The 23,102-nt window shown below is 70.5% G+C and carries 25 protein-coding genes; 11 read left to right on the top strand and 14 right to left on the bottom strand.

The annotated features are described in order from the left end of the window. Positions 1-6: 6 nt before the first annotated feature. Positions 7-1,395, bottom strand: coding sequence for an LssY C-terminal domain-containing protein (locus HF024_RS01070; protein ID WP_168688356.1), 1,389 nt, complete (start codon positions 1,393-1,395; stop codon positions 7-9). 45 nt (positions 1,396-1,440) lie between these two features. Here HF024_RS01070 and HF024_RS01065 point away from each other — a divergent pair, with 45 nt between their 5' ends. From HF024_RS01065 to HF024_RS01055, 3 genes are all read left to right on the top strand, one after another. Continuing rightward, a complete protein-coding gene (locus HF024_RS01065; RefSeq protein WP_168688355.1) occupies positions 1,441-2,217 on the top strand; it encodes an isocitrate lyase/phosphoenolpyruvate mutase family protein in 777 nt (258 codons plus the stop codon). Positions 2,218-2,340: 123 nt separating this feature from the next. Beyond that, on the top strand, positions 2,341-3,363 hold the full coding sequence (locus tag HF024_RS01060) for an MDR family oxidoreductase (RefSeq protein WP_168688354.1): 1,023 nt from the start codon (positions 2,341-2,343) through the stop codon (positions 3,361-3,363). A gap of 49 nt (positions 3,364-3,412) precedes the next feature. Further along, positions 3,413-3,793, top strand: coding sequence for a DUF1304 domain-containing protein (locus HF024_RS01055; RefSeq protein ID WP_168688353.1), 381 nt, complete (start codon positions 3,413-3,415; stop codon positions 3,791-3,793). Between the two features lie 32 nt (positions 3,794-3,825). Here HF024_RS01055 and HF024_RS01050 read toward each other — a convergent pair whose 3' ends face one another. After that, positions 3,826-5,046: an FAD-dependent oxidoreductase gene (locus HF024_RS01050; RefSeq protein ID WP_168688352.1), complete on the bottom strand. Its 1,221-nt coding sequence runs from the start codon at positions 5,044-5,046 to the stop codon at positions 3,826-3,828. A 24-nt stretch (positions 5,047-5,070) separates the two neighbouring features. Here HF024_RS01050 and HF024_RS01045 point away from each other — a divergent pair, with 24 nt between their 5' ends. Beyond that, positions 5,071-5,451: a DUF1304 domain-containing protein gene (locus tag HF024_RS01045; RefSeq protein ID WP_085367675.1), complete on the top strand. Its 381-nt coding sequence runs from the start codon at positions 5,071-5,073 to the stop codon at positions 5,449-5,451. Positions 5,452-5,482: 31 nt separating this feature from the next. Here HF024_RS01045 and HF024_RS01040 read toward each other — a convergent pair whose 3' ends face one another. Then, complete coding sequence (locus HF024_RS01040; protein WP_085367621.1) at positions 5,483-5,869, bottom strand: hypothetical protein; 387 nt, start codon at positions 5,867-5,869, stop codon at positions 5,483-5,485. Between the two features lie 123 nt (positions 5,870-5,992). On the opposite strand from HF024_RS01040, the gene HF024_RS01035 reads away from it, so the two are divergent. From HF024_RS01035 to HF024_RS01010, 6 genes are all read left to right on the top strand, one after another. Continuing rightward, the gene (locus HF024_RS01035; protein ID WP_085367620.1) at positions 5,993-7,174 is read left to right on the top strand and encodes an ROK family transcriptional regulator; all 1,182 of its coding nucleotides are present in this window, start codon (positions 5,993-5,995) and stop codon (positions 7,172-7,174) included. Positions 7,175-7,324: 150 nt separating this feature from the next. Further along, on the top strand, positions 7,325-8,437 hold the full coding sequence (locus HF024_RS01030) for a sugar ABC transporter substrate-binding protein (RefSeq protein ID WP_085367619.1): 1,113 nt from the start codon (positions 7,325-7,327) through the stop codon (positions 8,435-8,437). A 144-nt stretch (positions 8,438-8,581) separates the two neighbouring features. Further along, on the top strand, positions 8,582-9,415 hold the full coding sequence (locus tag HF024_RS01025; protein WP_168690708.1) for an ATP-binding cassette domain-containing protein: 834 nt from the start codon (positions 8,582-8,584) through the stop codon (positions 9,413-9,415). Continuing rightward, positions 9,412-10,662 carry an ABC transporter permease gene (locus HF024_RS01020; protein WP_085367617.1) on the top strand — a complete coding sequence of 417 codons (1,251 nt, stop codon included), beginning with the start codon at positions 9,412-9,414 and terminating at the stop codon, positions 10,660-10,662. The genes HF024_RS01025 and HF024_RS01020 overlap by 4 nt, the downstream gene beginning before the upstream one ends. Before the next feature lie 43 nt (positions 10,663-10,705). Beyond that, positions 10,706-10,942: a hypothetical protein gene (locus tag HF024_RS01015; protein WP_085367616.1), complete on the top strand. Its 237-nt coding sequence runs from the start codon at positions 10,706-10,708 to the stop codon at positions 10,940-10,942. Between the two features lie 37 nt (positions 10,943-10,979). After that, on the top strand, positions 10,980-11,771 hold the full coding sequence (locus HF024_RS01010) for an alpha/beta hydrolase (protein ID WP_168688351.1): 792 nt from the start codon (positions 10,980-10,982) through the stop codon (positions 11,769-11,771). A 77-nt stretch (positions 11,772-11,848) separates the two neighbouring features. Here HF024_RS01010 and hemL read toward each other — a convergent pair whose 3' ends face one another. The 11 genes from hemL to hemE form a co-directional block, all read right to left on the bottom strand. Continuing rightward, the gene (gene hemL / locus HF024_RS01005) at positions 11,849-13,189 is read right to left on the bottom strand and encodes a glutamate-1-semialdehyde 2,1-aminomutase (protein ID WP_085367674.1); all 1,341 of its coding nucleotides are present in this window, start codon (positions 13,187-13,189) and stop codon (positions 11,849-11,851) included. Beyond that, positions 13,186-14,160 (bottom strand): porphobilinogen synthase, encoded by a 975-nt coding sequence (gene hemB, locus HF024_RS01000; RefSeq protein WP_085367614.1) that lies wholly within the window; start codon positions 14,158-14,160, stop codon positions 13,186-13,188. The genes hemL and hemB overlap by 4 nt, the downstream gene beginning before the upstream one ends. A gap of 77 nt (positions 14,161-14,237) precedes the next feature. Next, the gene (locus HF024_RS00995; RefSeq protein ID WP_085367613.1) at positions 14,238-15,020 is read right to left on the bottom strand and encodes a uroporphyrinogen-III synthase; all 783 of its coding nucleotides are present in this window, start codon (positions 15,018-15,020) and stop codon (positions 14,238-14,240) included. Next, the gene (gene hemC, locus HF024_RS00990; protein ID WP_085367673.1) at positions 15,017-16,018 is read right to left on the bottom strand and encodes a hydroxymethylbilane synthase; all 1,002 of its coding nucleotides are present in this window, start codon (positions 16,016-16,018) and stop codon (positions 15,017-15,019) included. Before hemC ends, HF024_RS00995 begins: the two co-directional genes overlap by 4 nt. Beyond that, positions 16,015-17,196, bottom strand: a complete 1,182-nt coding sequence (locus tag HF024_RS00985; RefSeq protein WP_168688350.1) for a ferrochelatase — start codon at positions 17,194-17,196, stop codon at positions 16,015-16,017. Before HF024_RS00985 ends, hemC begins: the two co-directional genes overlap by 4 nt. Then, positions 17,193-17,948, bottom strand: coding sequence for a hydrogen peroxide-dependent heme synthase (hemQ, locus tag HF024_RS00980; protein ID WP_085367611.1), 756 nt, complete (start codon positions 17,946-17,948; stop codon positions 17,193-17,195). The genes HF024_RS00985 and hemQ overlap by 4 nt, the downstream gene beginning before the upstream one ends. A 71-nt stretch (positions 17,949-18,019) precedes the next feature. Further along, entirely contained in the window at positions 18,020-18,235 is a 216-nt protein-coding gene (locus HF024_RS00975; protein WP_085367610.1) for a DUF3618 domain-containing protein, read from the bottom strand. Then, positions 18,225-18,635 (bottom strand): phage holin family protein, encoded by a 411-nt coding sequence (locus HF024_RS00970; RefSeq protein ID WP_168688349.1) that lies wholly within the window; start codon positions 18,633-18,635, stop codon positions 18,225-18,227. Before HF024_RS00970 ends, HF024_RS00975 begins: the two co-directional genes overlap by 11 nt. Before the next feature lie 25 nt (positions 18,636-18,660). Further along, positions 18,661-18,987, bottom strand: a complete 327-nt coding sequence (locus tag HF024_RS00965) for a hypothetical protein (RefSeq protein WP_085367608.1) — start codon at positions 18,985-18,987, stop codon at positions 18,661-18,663. A gap of 15 nt (positions 18,988-19,002) precedes the next feature. Next, on the bottom strand, positions 19,003-20,583 hold the full coding sequence (locus tag HF024_RS00960; protein ID WP_168688348.1) for an FAD-dependent oxidoreductase: 1,581 nt from the start codon (positions 20,581-20,583) through the stop codon (positions 19,003-19,005). Beyond that, positions 20,580-21,701 (bottom strand): uroporphyrinogen decarboxylase, encoded by a 1,122-nt coding sequence (hemE, locus tag HF024_RS00955; RefSeq protein WP_247597240.1) that lies wholly within the window; start codon positions 21,699-21,701, stop codon positions 20,580-20,582. The genes HF024_RS00960 and hemE overlap by 4 nt, the downstream gene beginning before the upstream one ends. A gap of 98 nt (positions 21,702-21,799) precedes the next feature. Between hemE and HF024_RS00950 the strand changes: the two genes are divergently transcribed. Further along, complete coding sequence (locus HF024_RS00950; protein WP_168688346.1) at positions 21,800-23,101, top strand: glutamyl-tRNA reductase; 1,302 nt, start codon at positions 21,800-21,802, stop codon at positions 23,099-23,101. Position 23,102 lies beyond the last annotated feature (1 nt).

Here is a 23,102-nt window from a genome sequence, read left to right as displayed (position 1 = left end):
GGGGGATTATGTCGCGGGGTGGGCGCTGGAGGCTCGGGCGGTGCGCGATGCGCGCGACCCGCGCGGACGCGGGCGGCGGGCCCAGAGGCGGGAGCGCTGGGAGGAGAGGGCCAGGACGACCAGGATGTCGAGCGGGAGGCCGAGGACGTTGTTGTGGAGGGTGACCTGGGGGCCGCCGTTGAAGAAGTCGATGGCGGAGATGATGATGAGCAGCGAACTGTAGGACATCGAGGCGATGCGTGCCCAGTTGCTGCCGCGGAAGACCAGGATCGCCAGCAGCAGGTAGAAGAGCAGGCCGACCGTGAACAGGGCCATCACCACGACGAGGACGAGCTGCACGATCGGCTTCTCGTCGGCGGTGAGCGCCGCCGCCGGGTCGTCCATCTGGGCCTGGACGAACTGGCGCCAGTCGATCACGGTCAGCGCGACGAACACCGCACCCGCGACCGTTCGCAGCAGCATCAACAGGAAGCCGAGTGACGTGGGGATCGGCCGGTCCTCCGCCCTCGCCGCGCGTCTCGCATCCGCCTGGTCCGCGACCGCGATCGCAGCCGCATCCACCGGGACAGCGCGCACGTCGATCACCGGGAGGTTGCCGTCGGTCTCGATGCTGTCGCCGCCGCCGTTGCGGGAGTGGTAGCCGGTGGAGAAGTCCTCGATGACCTCGACGTCGACGCCGATCCGCGCATCCATCAGGGTGGAGACGATGTGGTCGCGCTCGACGTCGGTGTTCGCGTCGATCTTGTGGGTGATCTGCAACGTGAACAGCGAGAAGCCCACGGAACGGTCGAACGTGCCGGCCGCCAGCCAGTCCGCGTTGTGACCGCCGGGGAGGAGCCAGCCCTCCGGGCACCGCCAGAAGCGCACATGGTGGCGCTTCGACGGGTTGCCGCGGACCTCCTGCTGGTAGGCGACATCCTGCTGATGGCCGAACAGGAACAGCGGGCTCACGGGAGCCTCGTCGTAGCTGCGGCGCAACAGAGTGGATGCGACGATCCGCCAGCTGGTGCGCAACGTCACGTCGTCCGCCCTGGTCCAGCCGGCCTCCGTCATCGCCTTATCCAGCTGGGCCTCGGTGCCGAGAACCGCCAGGTTGATGGGGTCGCCGAGCAGGCCGTCGCTGGTGCGGGCCCTGCCGATGAAGTAGTCCGGGACGTAGATCGAGGTCAGTATGCGGTGCAGGCGCGGCAGGACCAGATAGGCGACCACCACCCAGAACAGCACGAAGAACGCGACGAGGAACCAGCCCCACGAAAAACTCTCGGTGAGGACAATCCAGGCCAGCCAGACCACGGCCGCGCCGCCGAAGACGAAGAAGAGGTTGTCGACGACGACGTTGGTCGACCGGCGCCGGCCCGTCGCCGACCGGGTCTTGGTCACCGCCGTCTCGGCCATGCGCTCATCCTAGAGCCGCCGGGCGCGGGGTCGTATGGTGACATCGTGAACGCGAACAACGAACTCGGCGCCGAGCTGCGCCGACTGCACGACGCCCCCGAGCTGCTTCAGGTGGTGAACGTGTGGGATGCGATCAGCACGCGCGCGATCGCCGCACTCCCCGACACCCGCGCCATCGCGACGGCGAGCCACTCGATCGCCGCATCCCACGGCTACGACGACGGCGAGCGCATCCCGCTCGACCTGATGCTCGCGGCCATCGGGCGGATTGTGGATGCGACCGACCTGCCGGTCAGTGCCGACCTCGAAGCGGGATACGGCGACCCGGGCGAGACGATCCGGCGCGCGATCGGCGTCGGCGCGGTCGGAGCGAACCTCGAAGACGGGACGCGCTCGTTCGAGGAGGCGGTCGCCGCCGTGCGGGCCGCCATCGCCGGGGCGGAGGCCGAAGGAGTGCCGTTCGCACTCAACGCGCGCACCGACGTGTTCCTGCATGACGACCAGCGGCCCACCGAGGAGAAGGCGCGCGAAGCGATCGAGCGCGGGCGCGCGTTCCTCGACGAAGGGGCGACCTGCGTGTTCGTACCCGGGCGGCTCGACGAGACAGCGATCGAGCTGCTCGTGGGAGGGCTCGGGGTGCGGAAGCTCAGCGTGATCGGAGTGCCGGGGTCCGTGGCGCCAGCGCGGCTGGAAGAGCTCGGGGTGGCGCGGGTGTCGTACGGTCCGTGGACGCAGCGGCTGGCGTTGACCGCGCTGCAGGATGCGGCGAGCGCGCTGTACGCGGGCGGGGTGCTGCCGGGTGGGGTGCGGGTGTTGAACTAGCGCGGGCGCGCGGCTCGCGCAGGGTCGGGTGGCGCGGTGACGGGCCAAGCGGGCCAGGCGGCCCAGGCGGGCCGCCCCGGCGACCCGGGTGGCGCATCCACTGGTCGGCGTATGGTGAAAGCCATGACTGACTTTCGGGCCATCGTGATCGAGCAGGACGCTGAGGCGGGGCGGATCGTGGCGCATACCGCCGAGGTGCGGCGGGTGACGGATGCGTTCCTGATGCCGGGGGATGTGACCATTGCCGTCGAGTACTCCGACCTCAACTTCAAGGATGCGCTCGCCATCGCCGGGCGGCCGGGGGTGGCTCGGACGTCGCCGCTGATTCCGGGGATCGACCTGGTGGGCGTGGTGGAGGAGTCCGCAGACGAGCGGTGGGTGCCCGGGGACCGGGTGGTGCTGAACGGCGACGGGATCGGCGAGTCACATCACGGGGGGCTGGCGGAACGGGCTCGCGTGCGCGGGGATGCGCTGGTGCGGGTGCCGGAGGTGCTGAGCAGTGCGCAGGCGGCGGCGGTCGGGACCGCGGGATTCACCGCGATGCTGTCGGTGCTCGCGCTGGAACGGAACGGGCTGGATCCACAGGTTGTCGCGGACGCCGGGTCGAGCGTGCTGGTGACGGGAGCGGCAGGGGGTGTCGGGTCGGTGGCCGTGGCCGTGTTGGCGAAACTGGGTTACCCGGTTACCGCATCCACGGGACGGCCGGAGGAGCAGGCCGACTACCTGACCGACCTCGGCGCGACGACGATCATCGACCGGGCGGAACTCAGCGATCCCGGCAAGCCGCTGCAGCGTCAGCGCTGGGCGGGGGTGGTGGACGCCGTCGGCAGCCACACGCTCGCGAACGCGCTCGCGCAGACGACGTACGGCGGGACGGTGGCGGCGTGCGGGCTGGCGCAAGGTCCGGAGCTGCCCGCGACGGTGATGCCGTTCATCCTGCGCGGGGTCACTCTGGCCGGGATCAACTCGGTCGAGGCGCCCATCGCGCTGCGCGAAACGGCGTGGCGGCGGCTGGCGGTCGACCTGGACACTGAATCGCTTGCGGCGATGACGGCGTTCATCCCGCTGGCCGAGACGATCGCGGCTGCGGAGGAACTGCTGGCCGGGAAGCTGCGCGGGCGGACGGTGGTGGAGGTGCGCGCCTGACCGTGCGCGCCTGCCGCCTGCGGGCGGGGTGTCACCGTATGCTGACCGCATGATCGTCCTCGCGACCGTGGTGGTCACCCTTGCCGCAGCCCTGCACATCGCCATCTTCGTCATGGAGAGCGTCGGCTGGACGCGGCCGGCGGTGTGGAAGCGGTTCGGGGTGGCGTCGCAGGAGGCCGCGGACACCACGCGGCCGATGGCGTACAACCAGGGGTTCTACAACCTCTTCCTCGCCATCGGAGCGATCGTCGGGCTCATCCTGTTCGGGGTCGGGATGCACGATGTCGGGCTGGCGCTGATCCTGTTCAGCACCGCGAGCATGTTCGCCGCGTCCGTTGTGCTCATCACCACCGGGCGTGGGTACATCCGGCCGGCGCTCATCCAGGGGATCCTTCCGTTGATCGGATTCATCCTCATGCTGCTGTCCTGACGGCAGGGCCAAGCAGCAGCCGTCAGCGGCCGTCAGCGCAGCTCGGGCGCGATGTGCTCCGGGAGGAAGCCGCGGCCGACGATCCGCGCTGACGCACGGCGCGCCACCGGCATGGCAGCGGTGAGGAGCGCCCGGAGCGGAGCGGGCAGCGGGTTGGGCAGGCGGGCAGCGCCTCCCGGGCGCGCGATGAACTCGTGCGCCGCGAGCTGGAGGCCCTGCATCCTGGCGACGGGAGGCAGGCGGCGGTGCTGCACCGCCTCCAGCACCCGGAGGTCGACCGGGCCGGAACGCAGCGGGGCGGCGACCGCGTTGGCCGTCGCAACCGCATCCTGCACCGCGTAATTGACGCCGACGCCGAACGCGGGCGACATCGCGTGGGCGGCGTCGCCGATCGCGAGGAAACCGGAGCGGAACCAGCGGTCGAGGCGGTTGATCTGGACCGAGAGGAGCTTGACGTCGTCCCACGAGGCGATCGCGTCCACCACCGGCGCCAGCACGGGTGCGACCTCGCCGAGCATCCGGTGGAAGTGCGGCAGCCCGGCCGCGCGCAGGGTGTCGAAGCCGCCCTTCTCGATGATCACGCCGGTCTGGAAGTAGTCACCGCGGTCGATCGTGATCACCATCGAGTGCTGGTCGACGTACGCGAGCGTGCTCGGCGGCACACGGTCGGGCTTGGGAACGCGGAACCAGAGCACGTCGATCGGGACGCCGAACCGGCGAGGGCGCAGGCCGGCAGCATCCCGGAGCGTCGAATCGCGGCCGTCGGCGGCGACCGTCAGGGATGCGCGCACCTCCAGCTCCCCGTCCGGCCCGTGCGCCGTCACACCGCGCACCGCACCTTCCTCCCGGATGAGCCCGACGGCGTCGGTCTCCATCAGTAGGTGGAAGCCCGGGAACGCCGCGGCCTCCTGCGCGAGGAAGGAGAGGAAATCCCACTGCGGCGCCATGACCAGGAAATCGTCGGGCGGTGGGAGCATCCCGAAGTCGATCGGGTGCAGCCTGGTGCCGTTGACCACCGCATCCAGTGTCCGGATGCTCGTGTGCGGCATCCCGAGGAAGCGGTCGCGCAGCCCGAGCTCGCCGAGCACGGTGATGGTCGACGGGTGGATGGTGTCGCCGCGGAAGTCGCGGAAGAAGTCGGCGTGCTTCTCCAGCACCACCACATCCAGCCCCGACCTCGCCAGGATCAGGCCGAGCATCATGCCGGCGGGACCGCCGCCGGCGATCACGCACGAAGTCTCCACAGTGTGCATAGTCCCCAGCGTATGCTCACACGCATGGCCATCATCGGTTCCATCCTGATCGCCGCGGCCGCCGTCGTGCACCTGGCGTTCTTCGCGATGGAGAGCGTGTTCTGGTCGTCACCCGGCGTATGGCGCAGGTTCGGGGTGGCCAGCCAACGCGACGCGGACACGATCAGGGCGATGGCGTACAACCAGGGGTTCTACAACCTGTTCCTCGCCGGGGGCGCGGCGGTCGGGCTGGTGCTCTACTGGACGACGCTCCGGGATGTGGGGTTCGGGATCGTGTTCTTCTCCGCCGTATGCATGGTGCTCGCGGCGGTGGTGCTGATCACGACCGGGCGGGCGTTCCTGCGCGCCGCGCTGCTGCAGGGCGCGCTGCCGCTGGTGGGACTGGTGCTGCTGGTCCTCGGCTGACGCGCGGGCGGCGGCTGGGTGGCGGCAGCCGCTACAGCGAGGTCTCGCCCTGCGCCGGGGTGCCGGCCGCATCCACCCGGAGCGCCTCGATGAGCTTGGTCGCGTGCGGCGTCGAGACGATGATGCGCGAGTACTCCTCGCCCTCCAGGTCGATCACCACGGCCGCGCGCTGCTTGCCCTTGATGAGCAGGAAGTCCTTGCCGCCGTGGAACTTCCAGGTTCCGACGGAGAGCGTCAACGGCACGGCGGCTCCCGGCGCGCGGATGCCGCGGATCCAGATCCACGGGTCCTCGGTGATCGCCACGGACCGGATGCTCTCTCTCGGCACGATGAGGTCGTCGCGCTTCAGAGCGAGCACCTTCTCCGCCGGCGTGAGGTGGATCTCAAGTCGGTCCGGGTGAACGTGCATGTCGGCCATGCTTCTATCCTGCCAGCGAGGGCGGCGTCGTGCGGGTCCGTTCCTCACAAAGAGATAACCGTTCGGCCGACGGTTTCCCACACTCCCCACCCCCTCGACCGCGGGGCATGTATCCTGCTGATCGTGGCAACGCAGCGGCGAACCCCGGGTTCGCAGACTTCACTTCGTGAAGCCAACCGGGCGCGGATTGTCGACGCCATCAAGAAGCACGGCGGGCTGACGCAGGTCGAGCTCGCCGGCGCCACCGGCCTCTCCCCCGCCACGGTGTCCAACATCGTGAAGGAGCTGTCGACCTCGGGCGTCCTGCATACCGCTCAGAGCATCCGGAGCGGCAGGCGCGCCCAGCACGTCACGCTGGCGCACGCGCTCGGACTCGTGGTCGGCGTGCACTTCTCCACCAGGCACATGCGGATCGCGCTCGCGGACGTCGCGCACACGGTGGTTGCCGAGAACCACATGCCGCTCGCCAAAGACCACAGGGCGGACAACGAGCTCGACAAGGTCTCGCTGCTGCTCACCGACATGCTCGAATCCGTGGATGCGGGCCGCGACGAGGTGCTCGCCGTCGGCATCGCGCTCCCCGCCCCGCTGGACAGGGCGAGCGGCACCATCGCCCGCAGCGGCATCATGCGCGGCTGGGACGGCGTGGACGTCGCCGAGGTGATGGAGCGCAGGCTGAAGCGCCCGGTGTTCATCGACAACGCCGCGAATCTGACCGCCCTGGCGGAGTCCAGGCTCGGCGCAGGGCGCGGAAAGCGCAACACGATCACGCTCGAACTCGGGGACGGGATCGGCGCAGGGCTCATCCTGAACGGGCAGGTCTATCGCGGGTTCCACGGCGTGGCCGGCGAGTTCGGGCACACCACCATCCGGGAGAACGGCCCGCTCTGCCGGTGCGGCAACCGCGGCTGCCTCGAAGCCATCGCGGGCGGTCCGGCGATCCTCGACGAGCTGCGCGACCACCTGGGCAGTCTGAAACTGGGCGATGTGGTCATCCAGGCGATGGCCGGGGATGCACGCTGCATCAGGGCCATCGCCGACGCGGGCAAGCACATCGGTATCGCGACGGCGAACCTGTGCAACCTGATCGACCCGGAGCGGGTGGTCGTCGGCGGCGAGCTGGCCAGGGCGGGCGAGCTGCTGCTCGGGCCGATGCGGCACGCCGTCGAGCGGTCGATCATCGTCAACGAAGACCTCATGCCCGACATCGTCCAGGGGCAGCTCGGGACGCGTGCGGCGACGCTCGGCGCGGTCGCATATGCCGTGGACTGCGTGAACATCACGCCGATCGACTCGCCCGCCTGACCCGGCGCGCAACACCTGCGGTGCCACACCCCCCGAATGCGTGTCTATTCGTTATCGAATCCGTTGGCTTCAACTCTTGACGACAACCTCACCACCTGCAACACTCAACCCAGCCGCCAACGATGGCGGTCTCGAATCGGAGGTTTTTCAATGAAGATCGCCACCACGAGAGCGGTCATCGCGTCGGCCGCGATCCTGCTCACAGCCGCAACACTCACAGCCTGTTCCAACGGGTCCGGAAGCGGATCCAGCTCCACCGCCGGTGCCAGCAGCGCCCAGATCGGCCTCCTCCTCCCCGACTCCGTCACCGCCAGGTACGAATCGGCAGACAAGCCGTTCTTCGAGGCGAAGATCAAGGAACTCTGCCCCGACTGCAAGGTGCTCTACTCGAACGCGGACGGCGACGCCAGCAAGCAGCAGCAGCAGGCGGAGTCGATGCTGACCCAGGGCGTCAAGGTCCTCGTCCTCGACCCGTTCGACGGCGAGGCCGCCGCATCCATCGTCGGAGAGGCCAAAGCCAAGAACGTCCCGGTCATCTCCTACGACCGCCTGATCAACAGCCCGGACAGCAACTACTACATCTCGTTCGACAACGAGAAGGTCGGGCAGCTGCAGGCCACGGCGCTCGTCGACAAGCTCAAGAAGGACAACGTCGCCTCCGGCGCCGGCATCCTGATGGTCAACGGCTCGCCGACGGACAACAACGCGACCCTGTTCAAGAAGGGCGCGCACAGCGTGATCGACTCGAGCGGATACAAGGTGCTCGCCGAGTTCGACACACCAGGATGGGACCCCGCGAAGGCCCAGGACTGGGTGGCAGGCCAGATCACGCAGTTCGGTAGCCAGATCAAGGGCATCTACGCGGCGAACGACGGAACCGGCGGCGGCGCGATCGCCTCGCTGAAGGCCGCCAACGTCAGCCCGATCCCGCCGGTCACCGGACAGGACGCCGAGCTCGCGGGCATCCAGCGCATCCTTGCCGGCGACCAGTACATGACGGTCTACAAGGCGCTCAAGCCCGAGGCGGAGAAGGCGGCAGAGCTGGCCGTCGACCTGGCCAACGGCAAGAAGCCGAAGGGTGACACGACGGTCAACACGGCGGGTGGCGCTGCCATCCAGTCGTTCCTGCTGACCCCGGTCGCTGTGACGACGGACAACATCGAGAGCACGGTCGTCAAGGACGAGTTCTACGGTTCCGACTCCGCCGCCAAGATCTGCACCGCGGACTACAAGGCCGACTGCGACAAGTACGGCATCAAGTAGCCCATCGAAGACCCGGCCGGGGATGCGGAAGCGCACCCCCGGCCGGGCCGATTCCGGCCTACCCTGGAACCGCGCAATACCCGCACTACCAGCACCGAGCACCACCCGCTCCGCCCTTTCAGTCCAAAGGAGAACACCGTGACGATGGAATCCGCCGTCGCAGAACCCGAACGGTCGACGCGCCAGCCCGTCCTCTCCCTCCGAGGGATCTCGAAGGGCTTCGGCGCCGTCCAGGCCCTCACCGACATCGACCTCGATGTCTACCCGGGAGAGGTCGTCGCCATCGTCGGCGACAACGGCGCAGGCAAGTCGACCCTCGTCAAGATCCTGGCGGGCGTCCACTCGCAGGATGCGGGAACGGTGACGTTCGACGGCGACAGGGTGAGCATCCCGTCGCCGTCCGCGTCCCGCGAGCTCGGCATCGCGACGGTGTTCCAGGACCTCGCGCTCTGCGACAACCTGGATGTGGTCTCCAACCTCTTCCTCGGACGCGAGATCGCCAGAGGCACGCTCGACGAGGAGGAGATGGAGAAGCGGTCGTGGAGCCTGCTCCGTCAGCTCTCCGCGCGCATCCCGTCGGTGCGGATCGCCGTGGCGTCGCTCTCCGGAGGCCAGCGCCAGACCGTGGCCATCGCCCGCTCGCTGATCGGCGAGCCGCGCGTCGTCATCCTCGACGAGCCGACCGCCGCCCTCGGCGTCGCGCAGACCGCCGAGGTGCTCAACCTGATCGAGCGCCTGCGCGAGCGCGGCCTCGGCGTGGTGCTCATCAGCCACAACATGGCCGACGTGCAGGCTGTCGCCGACCGCGTCGCCGTGCTGCGACTCGGCCGCAACAACGGCACCTTCCGCGTGCCGGACGTCAGCTACGAGGAGATCATCTCGGCCATCACCGGCGCGACCGACAACGTCGTCACGCGCAGGGCCGAGCGCCTCAGCGAAGAAGTAGAGCAGCTCACCGAACGGAGTGCGGACGCATGACCAAGACCGAGACGCCCGCGGAGGTCGCCGCCGACCTCCAGGACGAACGCCTGATCCGCTCCGAAGGACTCAGCGGCGCCGTCAAGTCGTTCGGGATGCGCGTGCGCGGTGGCGACCTGGGCTCGCTGCCCGTGGTGGTCGGCCTCGTGGTGATCTGGGCCGTGTTCCAGATCCTCAACCCGAACTTCCTGTCCGCGAACAACCTCGTCAACCTCACGCTGCAGTGCGCCGCGGTCGGCACGATCTCGATCGGCATCGTGCTCGTGCTGCTGCTCGGCCAGATCGACCTGTCGGTCGGGTCGGTCAGCGGTCTGGCCGCCGCGATCATGGGCGTCGGCCTCACGCAGCTGCACTGGCCGCTCATCGTCGCGGTGATCGCCGCGATCATCGCCGGTGTCGCCGTCGGCTACCTGTACGGGTTGCTGTTCACCCGGTTCGGGGTGCCGTCGTTCGTCATCACCCTCGCCGGCCTCCTCGGCTTCCTCGGGCTGCAGCTGTGGGTGCTCGGCCCGAACAGCTCGATCAACATCCCGTTCGACTCGTGGATCGTGCAGTTCGCGCAGCAGACCTTCCTCCCGCCGTGGGCCGCGTACGCGCTGGCCGTGATCGCCGCGGTCGCGATGTTCCTCTCCGACTGGCGCCGGTCGGAGCGCCGCCGCAAGGCCGGCCTCTCGCAGGGGTCGATGACGGTGATGCTGGTGAAGTCGGTGCTCCTGCTGCTGGCCCTCGGGGTGAGCGTCTGGTACCTCTCCACCGACCGCGGCACGGGCGCGATGTTCCTGCTGTTCGTGATCCTCGTCGTCGTGATGAACTTCTTCCTCACCCGCACCCGCTGGGGCCGGTCGGTGTTTGCCGTCGGCGGCTCCGTCGAGGCCGCGCGCCGCGCCGGTATCAAGGTCAACCGGGTCTACATCTCGGTGTTCATCCTGTGTTCGACGTTCGCGGCGGTCGGCGGCCTGCTCGCTGCGGCCAGACTCGCATCGGTGAGCGCGGCCAGCGGCGGGACGGACACCAACCTGAACGCGATCGCCGCCGCCGTCATCGGTGGGACGAGCCTCTTCGGCGGACGCGGAAGCGCCTGGTCGGCCCTGCTCGGCATCCTGGTCATCCAGTCGATCTCCAGCGGCCTGACGCTGCTCAACCTCGACTCGTCGATCCGCTTCATGATCACCGGCGCCGTACTGCTGCTCGCGGTCATCATCGACTCGCTCTCCCGCCGCTCCCGGGCGTCGCACGGCCAGGCATAGCTCCGGCCGCGCGCGGCGGCGAGGCATGTGAGATGGTGGTCGTGTGACCCGCACGACCACCTTCCGCGCCCGGCTGCTGCGACGGGATGCTCCCCCGCAGACCGTCACGGTCCGCGCGGCCTCCGACGCCCCGCCGCGCACGCTGCGGCGACCCGCGGGCGGCGGTGGCCAGCTGACGTTCGACGTTTTCGCCCTGGTGGATGCCGACGGCTGGCCGAACGAGGCGACATACTCCTTCGTGGAGTCTGTGCAGAGGGCGGCGGCCGACGCGGACGTGTGATGGCCGGTTGCGAGGAAGCGATGCGGAGGGAAGGCACATGAGCACTGCGAGTTCTGCCGATGGCACCACCATCGGCTACGAGGCCGTCGGCAACGGGCCGACACTGATCCTGGTCGAGGGCGCGATGTCATCCATGGGAGGCTCGGCGAGCCAACTCGCCCCCGAGCTCTCCGCCGCGTTCACGACCGTCGCGTACGACAGGCGCGGGCGCGGCGGGAGCACGGACACGCTGCCGTTCTCGGTGGACAGGGAGATCGAGGACATCGACGCGCTGATCGAGGCCGTGGGAGCCCCCGCGGTCGCGTTTGGGATGTCGTCCGGCGCGATGCTGCTGCTGCGAGCGGCCGCCGCACTCGGTCCGGAGCGGATCTCCGCCGTCGTCCTGTACGAACCTCCGCTGATGCCGGATGCCGCGCTCGACGCCGCCAGGCAGTACACCGCCGACCTCGCCGAGACGCTGGCGGACGGCCGCCGCGGCGACGCCGTCGCGCTGTTCCTCGCCAGGGTGGGGATGCCGGAACAGGCCATCGACGGGATGCGCCACTCCCCCGCGTGGCCGGGCATGGAGGCCATCGCCCCCACGCTGGCGTACGACGACGCGGCGATGGGAGACAGTGCGGTGCCCGACGATGTCGTGCAGCGGGTGCGCATCCCGGTGCTGACGCTGGCGGGCGGGGCGAGCCCGGCGTTCCTGCAGTACGGCGCGCGCGAACTCGCCGCGGCGATCCCCGTCGCGGCCTTCGAGGTGGTCGAAGACCAGACCCACAGCTTCGCCCCGGACGCCGTCGCGGCTCCCGTGCGCCGGTTCCTGGCGACGAGACTCCAGTAACTGTCGCGCATCCCGGGCGTTTCGCGACAGTTACTGGTATCTCGCCAGGTCGGGCGGGGGTCAGGCCCCGGCGCGGGTCAGGCGGGGCGGGCGGAGGCGGCGGCAGCCGCGGCGCGCGGGAGCGCGGCGAGGATGCGGTCGACGGCCGCGTCGTCGTGCGCGGCCGTGACGAACCAGGCCTCGAAGACGCTCGGCGGAAGGGAGACGCCGGCGTCGAGCATCGCGTGGAAGAAGTCGCGGTAGCGGTACGCCTCCTGGCGCTGCACCTCGGCGTAGGTCCGCGGCGCCTCGGCGAAGTCGCCGAACACGAAGCTGAACAGGTTGCCCGCCCGCTGCACCCGGTGGGCGACGCCCGCCGTGCTCAGCGCGTCGGACACCGCGGACGACACCGTGTCCGCCACGCGGTCGAGCCGGTCGTAGACCGCCTCGTCGGCGAGCGCCAGCGTGGTGAGCCCGGCGGCGACCGCGACCGGGTTCCCCGACAGCGTTCCCGCCTGATAGACCGGGCCGGTCGGCGCGAGGAAGTCCATCAGCTCGGCGCGACCGCCGAGAGCAGCCAGCGGCATCCCTCCGCCGATGACCTTGCCGAACGTGACCAGATCGGGCGTGTACCCGCGGTCCAGTCCCCAGAATCCGGCGTCACTCACGCGGAAGCCGGTGAGCACCTCATCCAGGATCAGCAGCGCGCCGAACTCGTGGGCGATGTCGGCGAGTGCTGCGTTGAAGCCCGCGTCCGGTGGGACGACACCCATGTTCGCTGCGGCGGCCTCCGTGATGACGGCCGCGATGTCCGGGCCGTGCGTCTCGAAAACGGCGCGGACCGCATCCAGGTCGTTGTACGGCAGCACGAGTGTCTGCGCGGCCGTCGCCTCGGTGACCCCGGCCGAGCCGGGCAGCGCCAGCGTCGCCAGGCCGGAGCCGGCCTCGGCGAGCAGGCTGTCCGAGTGGCCGTGGTAGTGCCCGGCGAACTTGATCAGCAGCGGGCGGCCGGTGAAGCCGCGGGCGAGCCGGATCGCGGTCATGGTCGCTTCCGTGCCGGTCGAGACGAGCCGCAGCTTCTCCACGAACGGCACGCGGGCGAGCACCGCTTCCGCCAGCTCGGTCTCCGCCGGAGTGGATGCGCCGAACGACAGCCCACGCGCAGCGGCGGCCTGCACAGCGGCGACCACCTCGGGATGCGCGTGCCCCAGGATCGCGGGACCCCACGACGCGACGAGGTCCACGTACTCGCGGCCCTCCGCATCCGTGATGTACGGACCGCTCGCCGACACCATGAACCGCGGGGTGCCGCCGACCGAGCGGAAGGCGCGCACCGGCGAGTTCACACCGCCGGGGATCACCCGCTGGGCGCGCTCGAACTGCGCGAGGTTCACGTCGCCGATGGCTGCGCCGTCCGCCAGGGCATCCAGGTCGCTCATCGCAGCCACCTCGCGACCTCGGTGGCCCAGTAGGTCATGACGGCATCTGCTCCGGCCCGGCGGGCGCCGATCAGCGTCTCCTCGACGATGCGGCGGCGGTCGACCCAGCCGTTCGCTGCGGCGGCCTCGACCATCGCGTACTCGCCGGACACCTGGTACGCCCACACGGGGACGTCGCTGATCGCGGCGACGTCGCTCAGGACGTCGAGGTAGCTGAGAGCCGGCTTCACCATCAGGATGTCCGCGCCCTCCTCCAGGTCGAGGCGCGCCTCGCGCAGGCCCTCGCGGCGGTTGGCCGGGTCCTGCTGGTATGCGCGGCGGTCGCCGGACAGCTGGGAGTCGACGGCCTCGCGGAACGGGCCGTAGAAGGCGGAGGCGTACTTGGCCGCGTAGGCGAGGATGACGGTGTCGGTGTGCCCCGCCCCGTCGAGCGCGTCGCGCACGGCGGCGACCTGGCCGTCCATCATGCCGCTGAGGCCGAGCAGCTGCGAGCCGGCGTCGGCCTGCGCGACGGCCATGTCGCGGTAGCGGAGGAGGGTGGCGTCGTTGTCGACGCGGCCCTGTGCATCCAGGACGCCGCAGTGGCCGTGGTCGGTGAACTCGTCGAGGCAGAGGTCGGTCTGCACGACCAGTGCGTCTCCCACCTCGGCGGCCAGCGCGGTGGTGGCGACGTTGAGGATGCCGTTCGGGTCTGTCGCGGCCGAGCCGGTCGCATCCCGGGTCTCCGGCACTCCGAAGAGCATCACGCCGCCGACGCCTGCCTCGGCCGCCTCGGTGGCTGCACGCTTGAGGGAGTCGATGCTGTGCTGCACGACGCCGGGCATCGACTGGATGGGCAGAGCCTCGCCGATCCCCTCGCGTACGAACATCGGAAGGATGAGTTCGCCGGGATGGAGCCGGGTCTCGGAGGTCAGACGGCGCAGGGCAGGAGACTGCCGGAGGCGTCGTGGTCGGACAACAGGATGCGTCACGTCACTCACGTCACAAGCCTACGCGCCCGCGTCTGAGCCCCCTCCCAGCTTTCGGAGGGCGCCCCAGGGCGCAGAAGCTATTCGGAGGCGTGGGCGGCGTCGACGAGGGACTCGATGAGGGAGGTGGCGGTGCGCTCGGCGGCGATCACGTCGACGCGGAGGCCGAAGGCGCGGGCGTCGCGGGCGGTCTGCGGGCCGATCGCGGCCACCAGGGTCGATTCGGGGATGGGGCCGAGCTGCTGCTGCACCTGCTCGGCGACCGATCCGGAGGTGACGAGGATGGCCTGCACGAGCCCGTCGGCCACATCCCGCACCACGTTCTCCGGCACCGGGACGCCGATGGTTCGGTAGGCGACCACGGATTCGACGTCGTGGCCGATGCGCTTCAGGCCCTCGGTGAGGAGCGGCTTCGCGATCTCAGAGCGCAGCGTCAGCACGCGGAGCGGAACGATGCCGGCGGTGGCGGCCTCCCACTCCTCGAGCAGACCGCGGGCCGAGTTGTCCTCGGAGGGGACGAGGTCGACCTTGTAGCCGGCGGCGGCGAGAGCGGCCGCCGTGGTCTCTCCGACGGCGGCGACCCTGGTCGACGGCGGGACGACGGCGCGCTGCGCGCTGAGCACATCCACCGTCGTGGCGCTGGTGACCGTCATCCAGTCGAACTCGCCCGCCGCCAGCCGGGCGAGCGCCGCTTCGAGCGCGGGCGCATCGGCGGTCGGCGCGAAGTTGATCATGGCCGCGACGATCGGGGACGCACCCTTGGACCGCAGATCGGCGGCCACCGAGTCACCCCACGGCCCGCCGCGCGGCACGAGGACGCGCCAGCCGGCGAGCGGTTTGGGTGAAGCGGAAGGGGTGGTCATCGCGTGCTCCCGAGCGGTGCAAGGTCGGCGGCCCCCGCGCCGAGCAGTTCGTCCACCACCCGTTGGCCGACGTCGCGTGCCGCCTCGTCGAGGTGGCGTGCGCTCATCGATTCCGGGGTGGCGGCATGGGATGCGGTCAGCTGCTCCGAGCCGTCCGGCCGGTAGACCGTGGCGGTGAGGAAGAGCAATCCGTCGTCCACGATAGCGGTCGCGCCGATCGGTGCGGCGCATCCTGCCTCGAGTCCGGCGAGGACGTGTCGCTCCGCGGTCACGCAGGCGCGCGTCGTGACGTGGTCGACGGCGGAGAGGGCCTTGGCGATCGGGCCCTGGGCCTTCTCGTCTCCCGCGCGGACCTCGATGGCGAGAGCGCCCTGTCCGGGCGCCGTCGGAACGGTCGACAGTGCGAAGAAGTCGGTGACGGCCTCGGAGCGGCCGAGCCGGGCGAGACCGGCGGCGGCGAGCACGACGGCGTCGAGGTCACCGTCGGCGACGCGGCCCAGCCTGGTGTCGACGTTGCCGCGGATGTCCACGACGTCGAGGTCCGGGCGCCTGGCCTTCAACTGGGCGACGCGGCGCGGCGAACCCGTGCCGACGCGGGCGCCGTCGGGAAGCGTCTCGAGCGTGAGGCCGTCGCGGGCGCACAGGGTGTCGCGCGCGTCTGCCCGCTTGGGCACAGCGCCGATGACGAGGCCGGCGACGGGCGAGGTCGGGAGGTCTTTGAGCGAGTGGACGATGAGGTCGCACTCGTCGGCGAGCAGCGCATCCCGGAGGGCACTGGCGAACACGCCGGTGCCGCCCAGTTCCGAGAGCGAGTCCCTGGAGGTGTCGCCGTGGGTGGTCACGGTGATCAGCTCCACGTCGCGGCCGGTCGCCTTGGCGATGGCGTTTGCGACGACCGTGGTCTGCGCCACGGCGAGAGCGCTGCCGCGGGTGCCGACGCGGAGCACGCCGTCACGCCGCTCGACAGCTCCGGATGCGCGGCTCACCGTGCCGGTCACGGCGCGAGCCCCGCGGCGGCCGGCTTGAAGCCGAGCCTGGCGTTCTCGCAGCACCCTGGACGGCAGACGTCGTACCAGGGACCGATCGAGGTCATGGCCGGACGCTGGTCGACGGGCACGCCGTCCCGGCGTTCGAGCACCAGGTCGACGAGACCGGAGACGTACTTGTGGTGGGTGCCGGGGGTCGGGACGCGGACGGCGACGAGGCCGTTCTCCTCGCTGGACTCCATCGCCTCGTTGTCGAGATCCCACAGGACCTCCATGTGGTCGCTGACGAACCCGAGGGGCACGATGATGACCGCACGGATGCCCTTGGCCGGGAGTTCGGCGATGGCGTCGTTGATGTCCGGCTCCAGCCACGGCATCGACGGAGGGCCGGAGCGCGACTGGTAGACCAGCTGCCACTTCACGACGCCGTCCGTCGCCGCCTGGGCGACGACCTCCGCCACGGCCAGGTGCTGCGCCGCGTACGCGCCGCCCTCGCCGAACCCGCGGGAGGCAGGGCCGGACTTGGCCGCATCCACCGAGGGGATGGAGTGGGTCGAGAACAGGATCTCCACCTCGGTGGCCGGGTCGATGCCCGGCACCTTCTGCTCGATCTCGGCCAGGCCGTTGCGCACGCCCTCGATGAACGGCTCGACGAAACCGGGGTGGTCGAAGAACTGGCGCACCTTGTCGATCTCGATGACGCCTTCGAGGCCGGTCTCCTCGAGCGCCATCGCGAAGTCCTCGCGGTACTGGCGGCAGCTCGAATACGACGAGTACGCGCTGGTGGCGATGGCGATGATCTTCGTCAGCCCGCGCTCGTTCGCCTCGGTGAGGGCGTCCTTGAGGTACGGGTCCCAGTTGCGGTTGCCCCACAGCACGGGCAGGTCGATGCCGCGGGATGCCAGCTCGGCTTCCAGCGCCGCCTTGAGTTCGCGGTTCTGGTCGTTGATCGGGCTCACGCCGCCGAAGTGGCGGTAGTGGTGGGCGACCTCTTCGAGGCGCTCCTCCGGGATGCCGCGGCCACGCGTGACGTTGCGGAGGAACGGGATGACGTCGTCCTGTCCCTCCGGACCGCCGAAGCCGGCGAGCAGGATCGCGTCGTAGGCGACGGGCTCGGTCACGTGCTCGGGGCCGGAGGCCGCTGCCGGCGTCGCACCGAGGACGCGGGCGGTGGTGTCGACGTCGGTCACTGGAGCACCTCCACGAGCTCGGCGGGCTGCACGCGACGGCCGGTGAAGAACGGGACTTCTTCGCGGACGTGCAGGCGCGCATCCGTCTGGCGCAGGTCGCGCATGAGGTCGACGAGGTCGGTCAGCTCGTCGGACTCGAGCGGCAGGATCCACTCGTAGTCTCCGAGGGCGAACGACGCCACCGTGTTTGCGAGGACGGAGCGGAACGCCGCACCCTTGCGTCCGTGCTCGGAGAGCATCCGGCCGCGCTCCTCGTCGGGCAGCAGGTACCACTCGTAGCTGCGCACGAACGGGTAGACCGTCAGCCACTCCTTCGGCTCCTTGCCGCGGAGGAAGCCGGGGACGTGCGATTTGTTGAATTCCGCATCCCGGTGCACGCCCATGGCGTTCCAGGTGGGGAGGAGAGCCTTGAGGAGCTGAGTGCGGCGCAGCTGGCGGAGCGCCCACTGCAGGGTGTGCGCCTCCGGGCCGTGGATCCAGATCATGACGTCGGCGTCGGCGCGGAGGCCGGAGACGTCGTAGAGACCGCGGGTCGTCACGTTCTGCAGTTCGAGGTCGGCGATCACGCCCTCGAGCTCTCGGACCGCCCGGGGCACGTCTGTGCCGTCGAGGTCGTCCGGGCGGGACGGGTCGCGACGCAGGACGGCCCAGAGCGTGTAGCCGCTGGGGGTGACGGCGTCAGCGTCTTCGTGTGTTGCCGGTGTTTCGTTGGGGGTGCTCGAATCTGCCGGTGCGGCAGCCGGGTTAGTCATACCTCACAGTCTCCCTCCCAAACCTGTGAGAGCCAAAACAGCCCTGTGAGAGCCGGATGCGTCCCGTCCCGTCACTTGGTGACGGAGCGGACGATCAGCCAGACCACCCCTGCGACCGCCGCTGCGGCGGCCACGGCGATGCCGACCAGCGCGAGGGGGTTGTCCGTGCGCAGCCGCTCGATGCGCTCTGCCGTGCGCTTGGGGACGTTGAGCTTGTATTCGATCGCGTCGAGGGTGGCCGCGAGTTCGTTGCGGGCCCGCTGCACGTCGCTGGTGTCAGTTGTCATACTTGCCCATCCCCTTGAACGCCTCGGTGTCCTCCTTGATGCTGTCGATCGTCTGGCTCGGAGCGACACCGTTCATCTTCTTGAACGACTGCACCCCGATCAGCACCAGGATGCCCGCCAGCAGCAGCAGCGCCACGAACACGATCAGCGCGGCCAGCCAGCCGGGCAGCACGACGGCCAGGCCCAGGACGGCGGCGGCCACGAGGGTGCCGAGTGCGAAGAAGCCGAACCCGGCGGCCACGACCATCAGGCCTATGCCGACACCGGCATATTTCGCCTTCTCGGCGAACTCCGCCTTCAGATGGGCGAGTTCGGCCTTCAGCAGCTCGATGAGCAGCCGCGGGAGGTCGGCGATCAGCGCGAACAGCGATCGCGAGCGTGCGCGTTCGTCGTCAGTCATATCGGTCACCGTACTCCTGCTTCACTCAAACCCGATCGGCATCCGGTGCTGAGCCGTCCGCCGCCTTCAGTGCGGCCTCCGCGGCCGGTGCGGGAACGGGCGCCTTCGACTCCTGGCGGCGCTGGTTGGCCTGCACGATGAGCTTCTTCGCGCTGTCGATCACCGCGCCGGGAACCTCACCGGCCTTCGCGGCCACGAAATCCTCGACCGCGTGCACCTGCTTCTGGATGCCGTCGGACTCCCAGACCTTGGCGGCGGCCGCCTTGATCTGCTCGTAGCGCTTACGTCCGGCACGCGTGCCGAGGACGTAGCCCACGCCAGCGCCCGCGATGAAGAGAAGCTTTCCGCGCATTGCGCACCCCGTTCGTCAAAGGTTCTCGGTCAGTGCCTTCCAGCGTAGCCCCCTGGCGCGCTCGGCCGAATGGCGCGCATCCGGGACCACGGAGGCGAGCCCGGTGCCGGTCAGCCACGAGCCGGTGACCTCCAGCCCCTCGACGGCATCCGCGGCCTCGCGGACCGCTGCGATGCGCGCCCCCTCGCCGAGCGCGGCGTACGGGAGCGCGTTCGTCCAGCGGGTGCGGGCGAAGGCGGCGACCTCGGATTCCGTGAGCGGAATGTCCAGCAGGGTGGATGCGTCGGACACGGCGAGCGCACGCAGCGCCGCGTCGTCGAGTCCTGCGGTCTCCGACGACGTGCCAGCCCGCCCGTAGGAGAGGCGCACGACGTGCCTGCCTGCGCCGACCGCTTGGGCGAGCCAGGCCCACTTCGCCGTCGAGTGCGTCATGGCCTTCGCGGACACGTCGGAGCGCTCGGCGTCGGAGACGAGGACTCCCGTGCCGCGCGGGGCGGAGGAGAGGCGTTGGTCGGTGAGGACGAGCGTCACCAGTTCGACACTGGATGCAGGCGGCCAGTCGAGCTCGGAGAGCCGCGCGAGCTCGGGCGACGCCGTCGCCAGCAGGGCGAGGGCCGCGGGGGCCGGGGTCGCGAGGATCACCGCGTCGGCCGGCAGCTCTTCGCCGTCGGCGAGGCGGACGGTCCAGCGAGCGGGGAGGGCGTCGGCTGCTTCGGCGGCAGCGTCGGTCTGGGCCGGGTCTGCGCCCTGCCGGGTCGTATCGTCCGTCTCCGCGGACTCCGGGTCTGGGGCGACCCACGGCTCGACGGAGACCACCTGCGCTCCTGTCCGCAGCACGCCGCCGTGCTCCGCGATGGCGGAGGCCAGCGCGGCGGGGAGGCGCCACATCCCGCCGTCGATGCCGCCGACGGCGCTGCCCGCCTTCGCGTTCGCGCGCAGCTCGCCGACCGCTCCGGAGAGCGAGCCGAGCCGGGTGAGGGCGTTGTTGAGTCCGGGAGCGACCACATCCACGTCGAGGTCGTCCGGCTGGGCCGAGTACACGCCGGTCGCCACCGGGGCGACGAGGCGGTCGAGCACCTTCGCGCCCATGCGCTTGCGCACGAGTGTGCCGAGGCGCTTCTCCTTGCCGATGGTGAGCACCGGCATCAGCCGGTCGAGGTATGCGCGGAGCGCGCCGCCCCAGCCGATCGCGGCGACGACGTCGCTGGCGAGAGGCGAACTGGGGATGCCGAGCAGCCCGGCCTTGGGCAGCGGCACGGTGCGCGACCCGTAGCGCACCCACGCGCCCGCCGGGTTGGGCTGGACGACGTCGCCGGACAGGCCGAGCTCCTCGATCAGCGCGGCGACGTGTCCTCCGCGGGTGGCGAAGCTCTCCGCGCCCGCGTCGACCGTGATGCCGCCGACGTCGAGGGCGGCGACGGAGCCGCCGAACGCGTCAGACGCCTCCAGCAGGGTGACGGAGAAGCCCGGCCGCGCGCAGTCCCGCGCAGCGACCAGGCCGGCCATGCCGCCGCCGATCACCACGATGCGGGTCGGTGGAGCCTCGACGACGCTGCGGAGGTCGTCGCGGAGGTCGTCGCCCTGCGCGGCGTTCATCGGCTGTGGACGAACTCGACCAGGCGAGTGAGCACGGCGGGGTCGGTCTCCGGCGGCACGCCGTGGCCGAGGTTGAGGACGTGCGACGGCGCATCCACTCCCCGCTCCAGTACGTCCACGACGTGGGCTTCGAGCACCTCCCACGGTGCGTCGAGCACGGCGGGGTCGATGTTGCCCTGGATGGGGACGACATGGCCCAGACGACGGCTCGCCTCGTCCAGCGGGATGCGGTAGTCGACGCCGACCACGTCCGCCCCGACCTCGTGCATCGCCTTCAGCAGCTCGCCCGTGCCGACACCGAAGTGGACGATCGGGACGTTGCGGGTCTGCGCGTCCTCCGCCCCGTCGGCCGCAGGCACGTCGTACGTCAGGTCGCGCACGTGCGACAGCGCCCTGGTGGACGCGGGGGCGACGTGCTCCGTGTAGTCCTGCAGCGACAGCGAGCCTGCCCACGAGTCGAACAGCTGCGCTGCGCTCGCACCGGCGAGCACCTGCGCGCGGAGGAAGGCGCCGGTGATGTCCGCCGTCCAGGCCATGAGCTTCGCCCACGCTGCCGGATCGGCATGCATCAGCGTGCGTGCCCGGATGTGGTCCTTCGACGGGCCGCCCTCGACCAGGTACGCGGCGAGCGTGAACGGGGCCCCCGCGAAGCCGATCAGCGGGGTGTCCCCCAGCTCGGCGATGGTGATGCGCACGGCCTCGGCGATCGGGGCGAACACCTCGGCGTCGAGGGAGGCGGGGTCGACGGCGGTGAGCCTGTCCACGTCCTCCGCCGTGCGGACCGGGCTGCCGAGCACGGGTCCCTTGCCGGGCACGATGTCCACATCCACGCCGGCGAGGCGCAGCGGGATGACGATGTCGCTGAAGAAGATGCCGGCGTCGACGCCGTGACGACGAACGGGCTGCAGCGTGATCTCGCTGGCGAGCGCAGGGTCGAGGCAGGCGTCGAGCATCCGGGTGCCGACCCGCAGCTCGCGGTACTCGGGGAGCGATCGACCTGCCTGGCGCATGAACCAGACGGGTGTCACCGCCTGCCGTTCCCCTTGGTATGCGCGGACGAGGCGACTGGATGCGGTGCGTCCGGCGGCGAGTGGATGGGTAGGGTCGAGGGTGTTCACCCCCTGATTCTGCCAAAGTGCAGGGAATCGAACCTGAGCGCGCGGCATGAGCGGCTTCCGATTCGAGGTTCTGCCCGGGCGAGCGTAGGCTCTCTGGCGTGCTTCTGTGCTTCTCGTCGAGTCATCGCACTGCGAACTTCGACCTCCTGGAACGGCTCGAGCGAAACGCTCCGGCCGTGACCGCCGCACTCGCGGAGCACAGCGAGGTCATCAGCGGGTCGGTCGTCCTAGCCACCTGCAACCGCTTCGAGGCGTACCTCGACATCGACGAGCCGCTGCCCGCCGCCCGCGCCGTGTCCGCGGAGACGGTCATCGAGGCCGTGAGCGCCGCATCCGGGATCGACGCGGACGAACTGCGCGCGTCGAGCACCGTGATCTGCGACCACGGCGTCGCCGAGCACCTGTTCGCCGTCTCCTCCGGGCTCGAATCCGTCGTGGTCGGCGAGGGCGAGATCGCCGGGCAGGTGCGGCGTTCGCTCGAGGCCGCCCGCGCATCCGGCACGGTCACCAGCGAGCTCGAACGACTGTTCCAGGGCGCATCCCGCACCTCCAGGGGCGTGAAGAACCGCACCGGGATCACCACGGCAGGCCGTTCGATGGTGCGCCTGGCCCTCGACCTCGCGGAGAGCCGCGTGACCGACTGGTCGGCGACCCGCGTGCTGCTGGTCGGCACCGGCGCATACGCAGGAGCGAGCCTCGCCGCCCTGCGCGACCGCGGCGTGACGGACGTGCGCGTGTTCTCGCCGTCGGGTCGCGCGGCCAAGTTCGCCGTGTCGCACGCCATCGAGCCCGTGGAGCCCGGCTACCTGTTGGATGCGCTCGCCACCAGCGACCTCGTCGTCACCTGCAGCATCGCGACAGACCCCATCCTCACCAAGCCGCAGCTCGCCCAGGCGCTGCTGCGCCCGGAGGCCGTCGAGCGCCGCCTCATCATCGACCTCGGTCTCCCCCGCAACGTCGACGCCGCCGTCGCGGAGCTGCACGGCGCCGAACTGCTCGACCTGGAGACCATCAGCAGGCACGCACCGCTCGAAGAGCTGAACGCCGCGGAGGATGCGCGCAGCATCGTCGGGGCAGCCGCCGCCGAGTTCGCCGCCCAGTCCGCCGAGCAGGCCGTGACGCCCGCCCTCGTCGCTCTGCGCGGCCACATCTTCGACATCCTGGATGCGGAGATCGAGCGGGCCCGCGGACGAGGGGACTCCAGCGAGCAGACCGAGGCCGCACTGCGGCACCTGGCCGGAGTCCTCCTGCACACCCCGTCCGTCCGCGCCCGCGAACTGGCCCGCGACGGCCAGGCGCAGTCGTTCGTCGACGCCGCGAACGCGCTCTACGGACTCGACATCGGCGATGTCGCCGAGCGCCGCCTGCGCGCGGTCGGCGACGAGAGCGCCGCATCCTGAC

Source organism: Leifsonia sp. PS1209, assembly GCF_012317045.1.
Taxonomy (GTDB): domain Bacteria; phylum Actinomycetota; class Actinomycetes; order Actinomycetales; family Microbacteriaceae; genus Leifsonia.
Note: the sequence above shows the minus strand (reverse complement) of the source record. Positions and strands in the feature narration are given on the sequence as shown.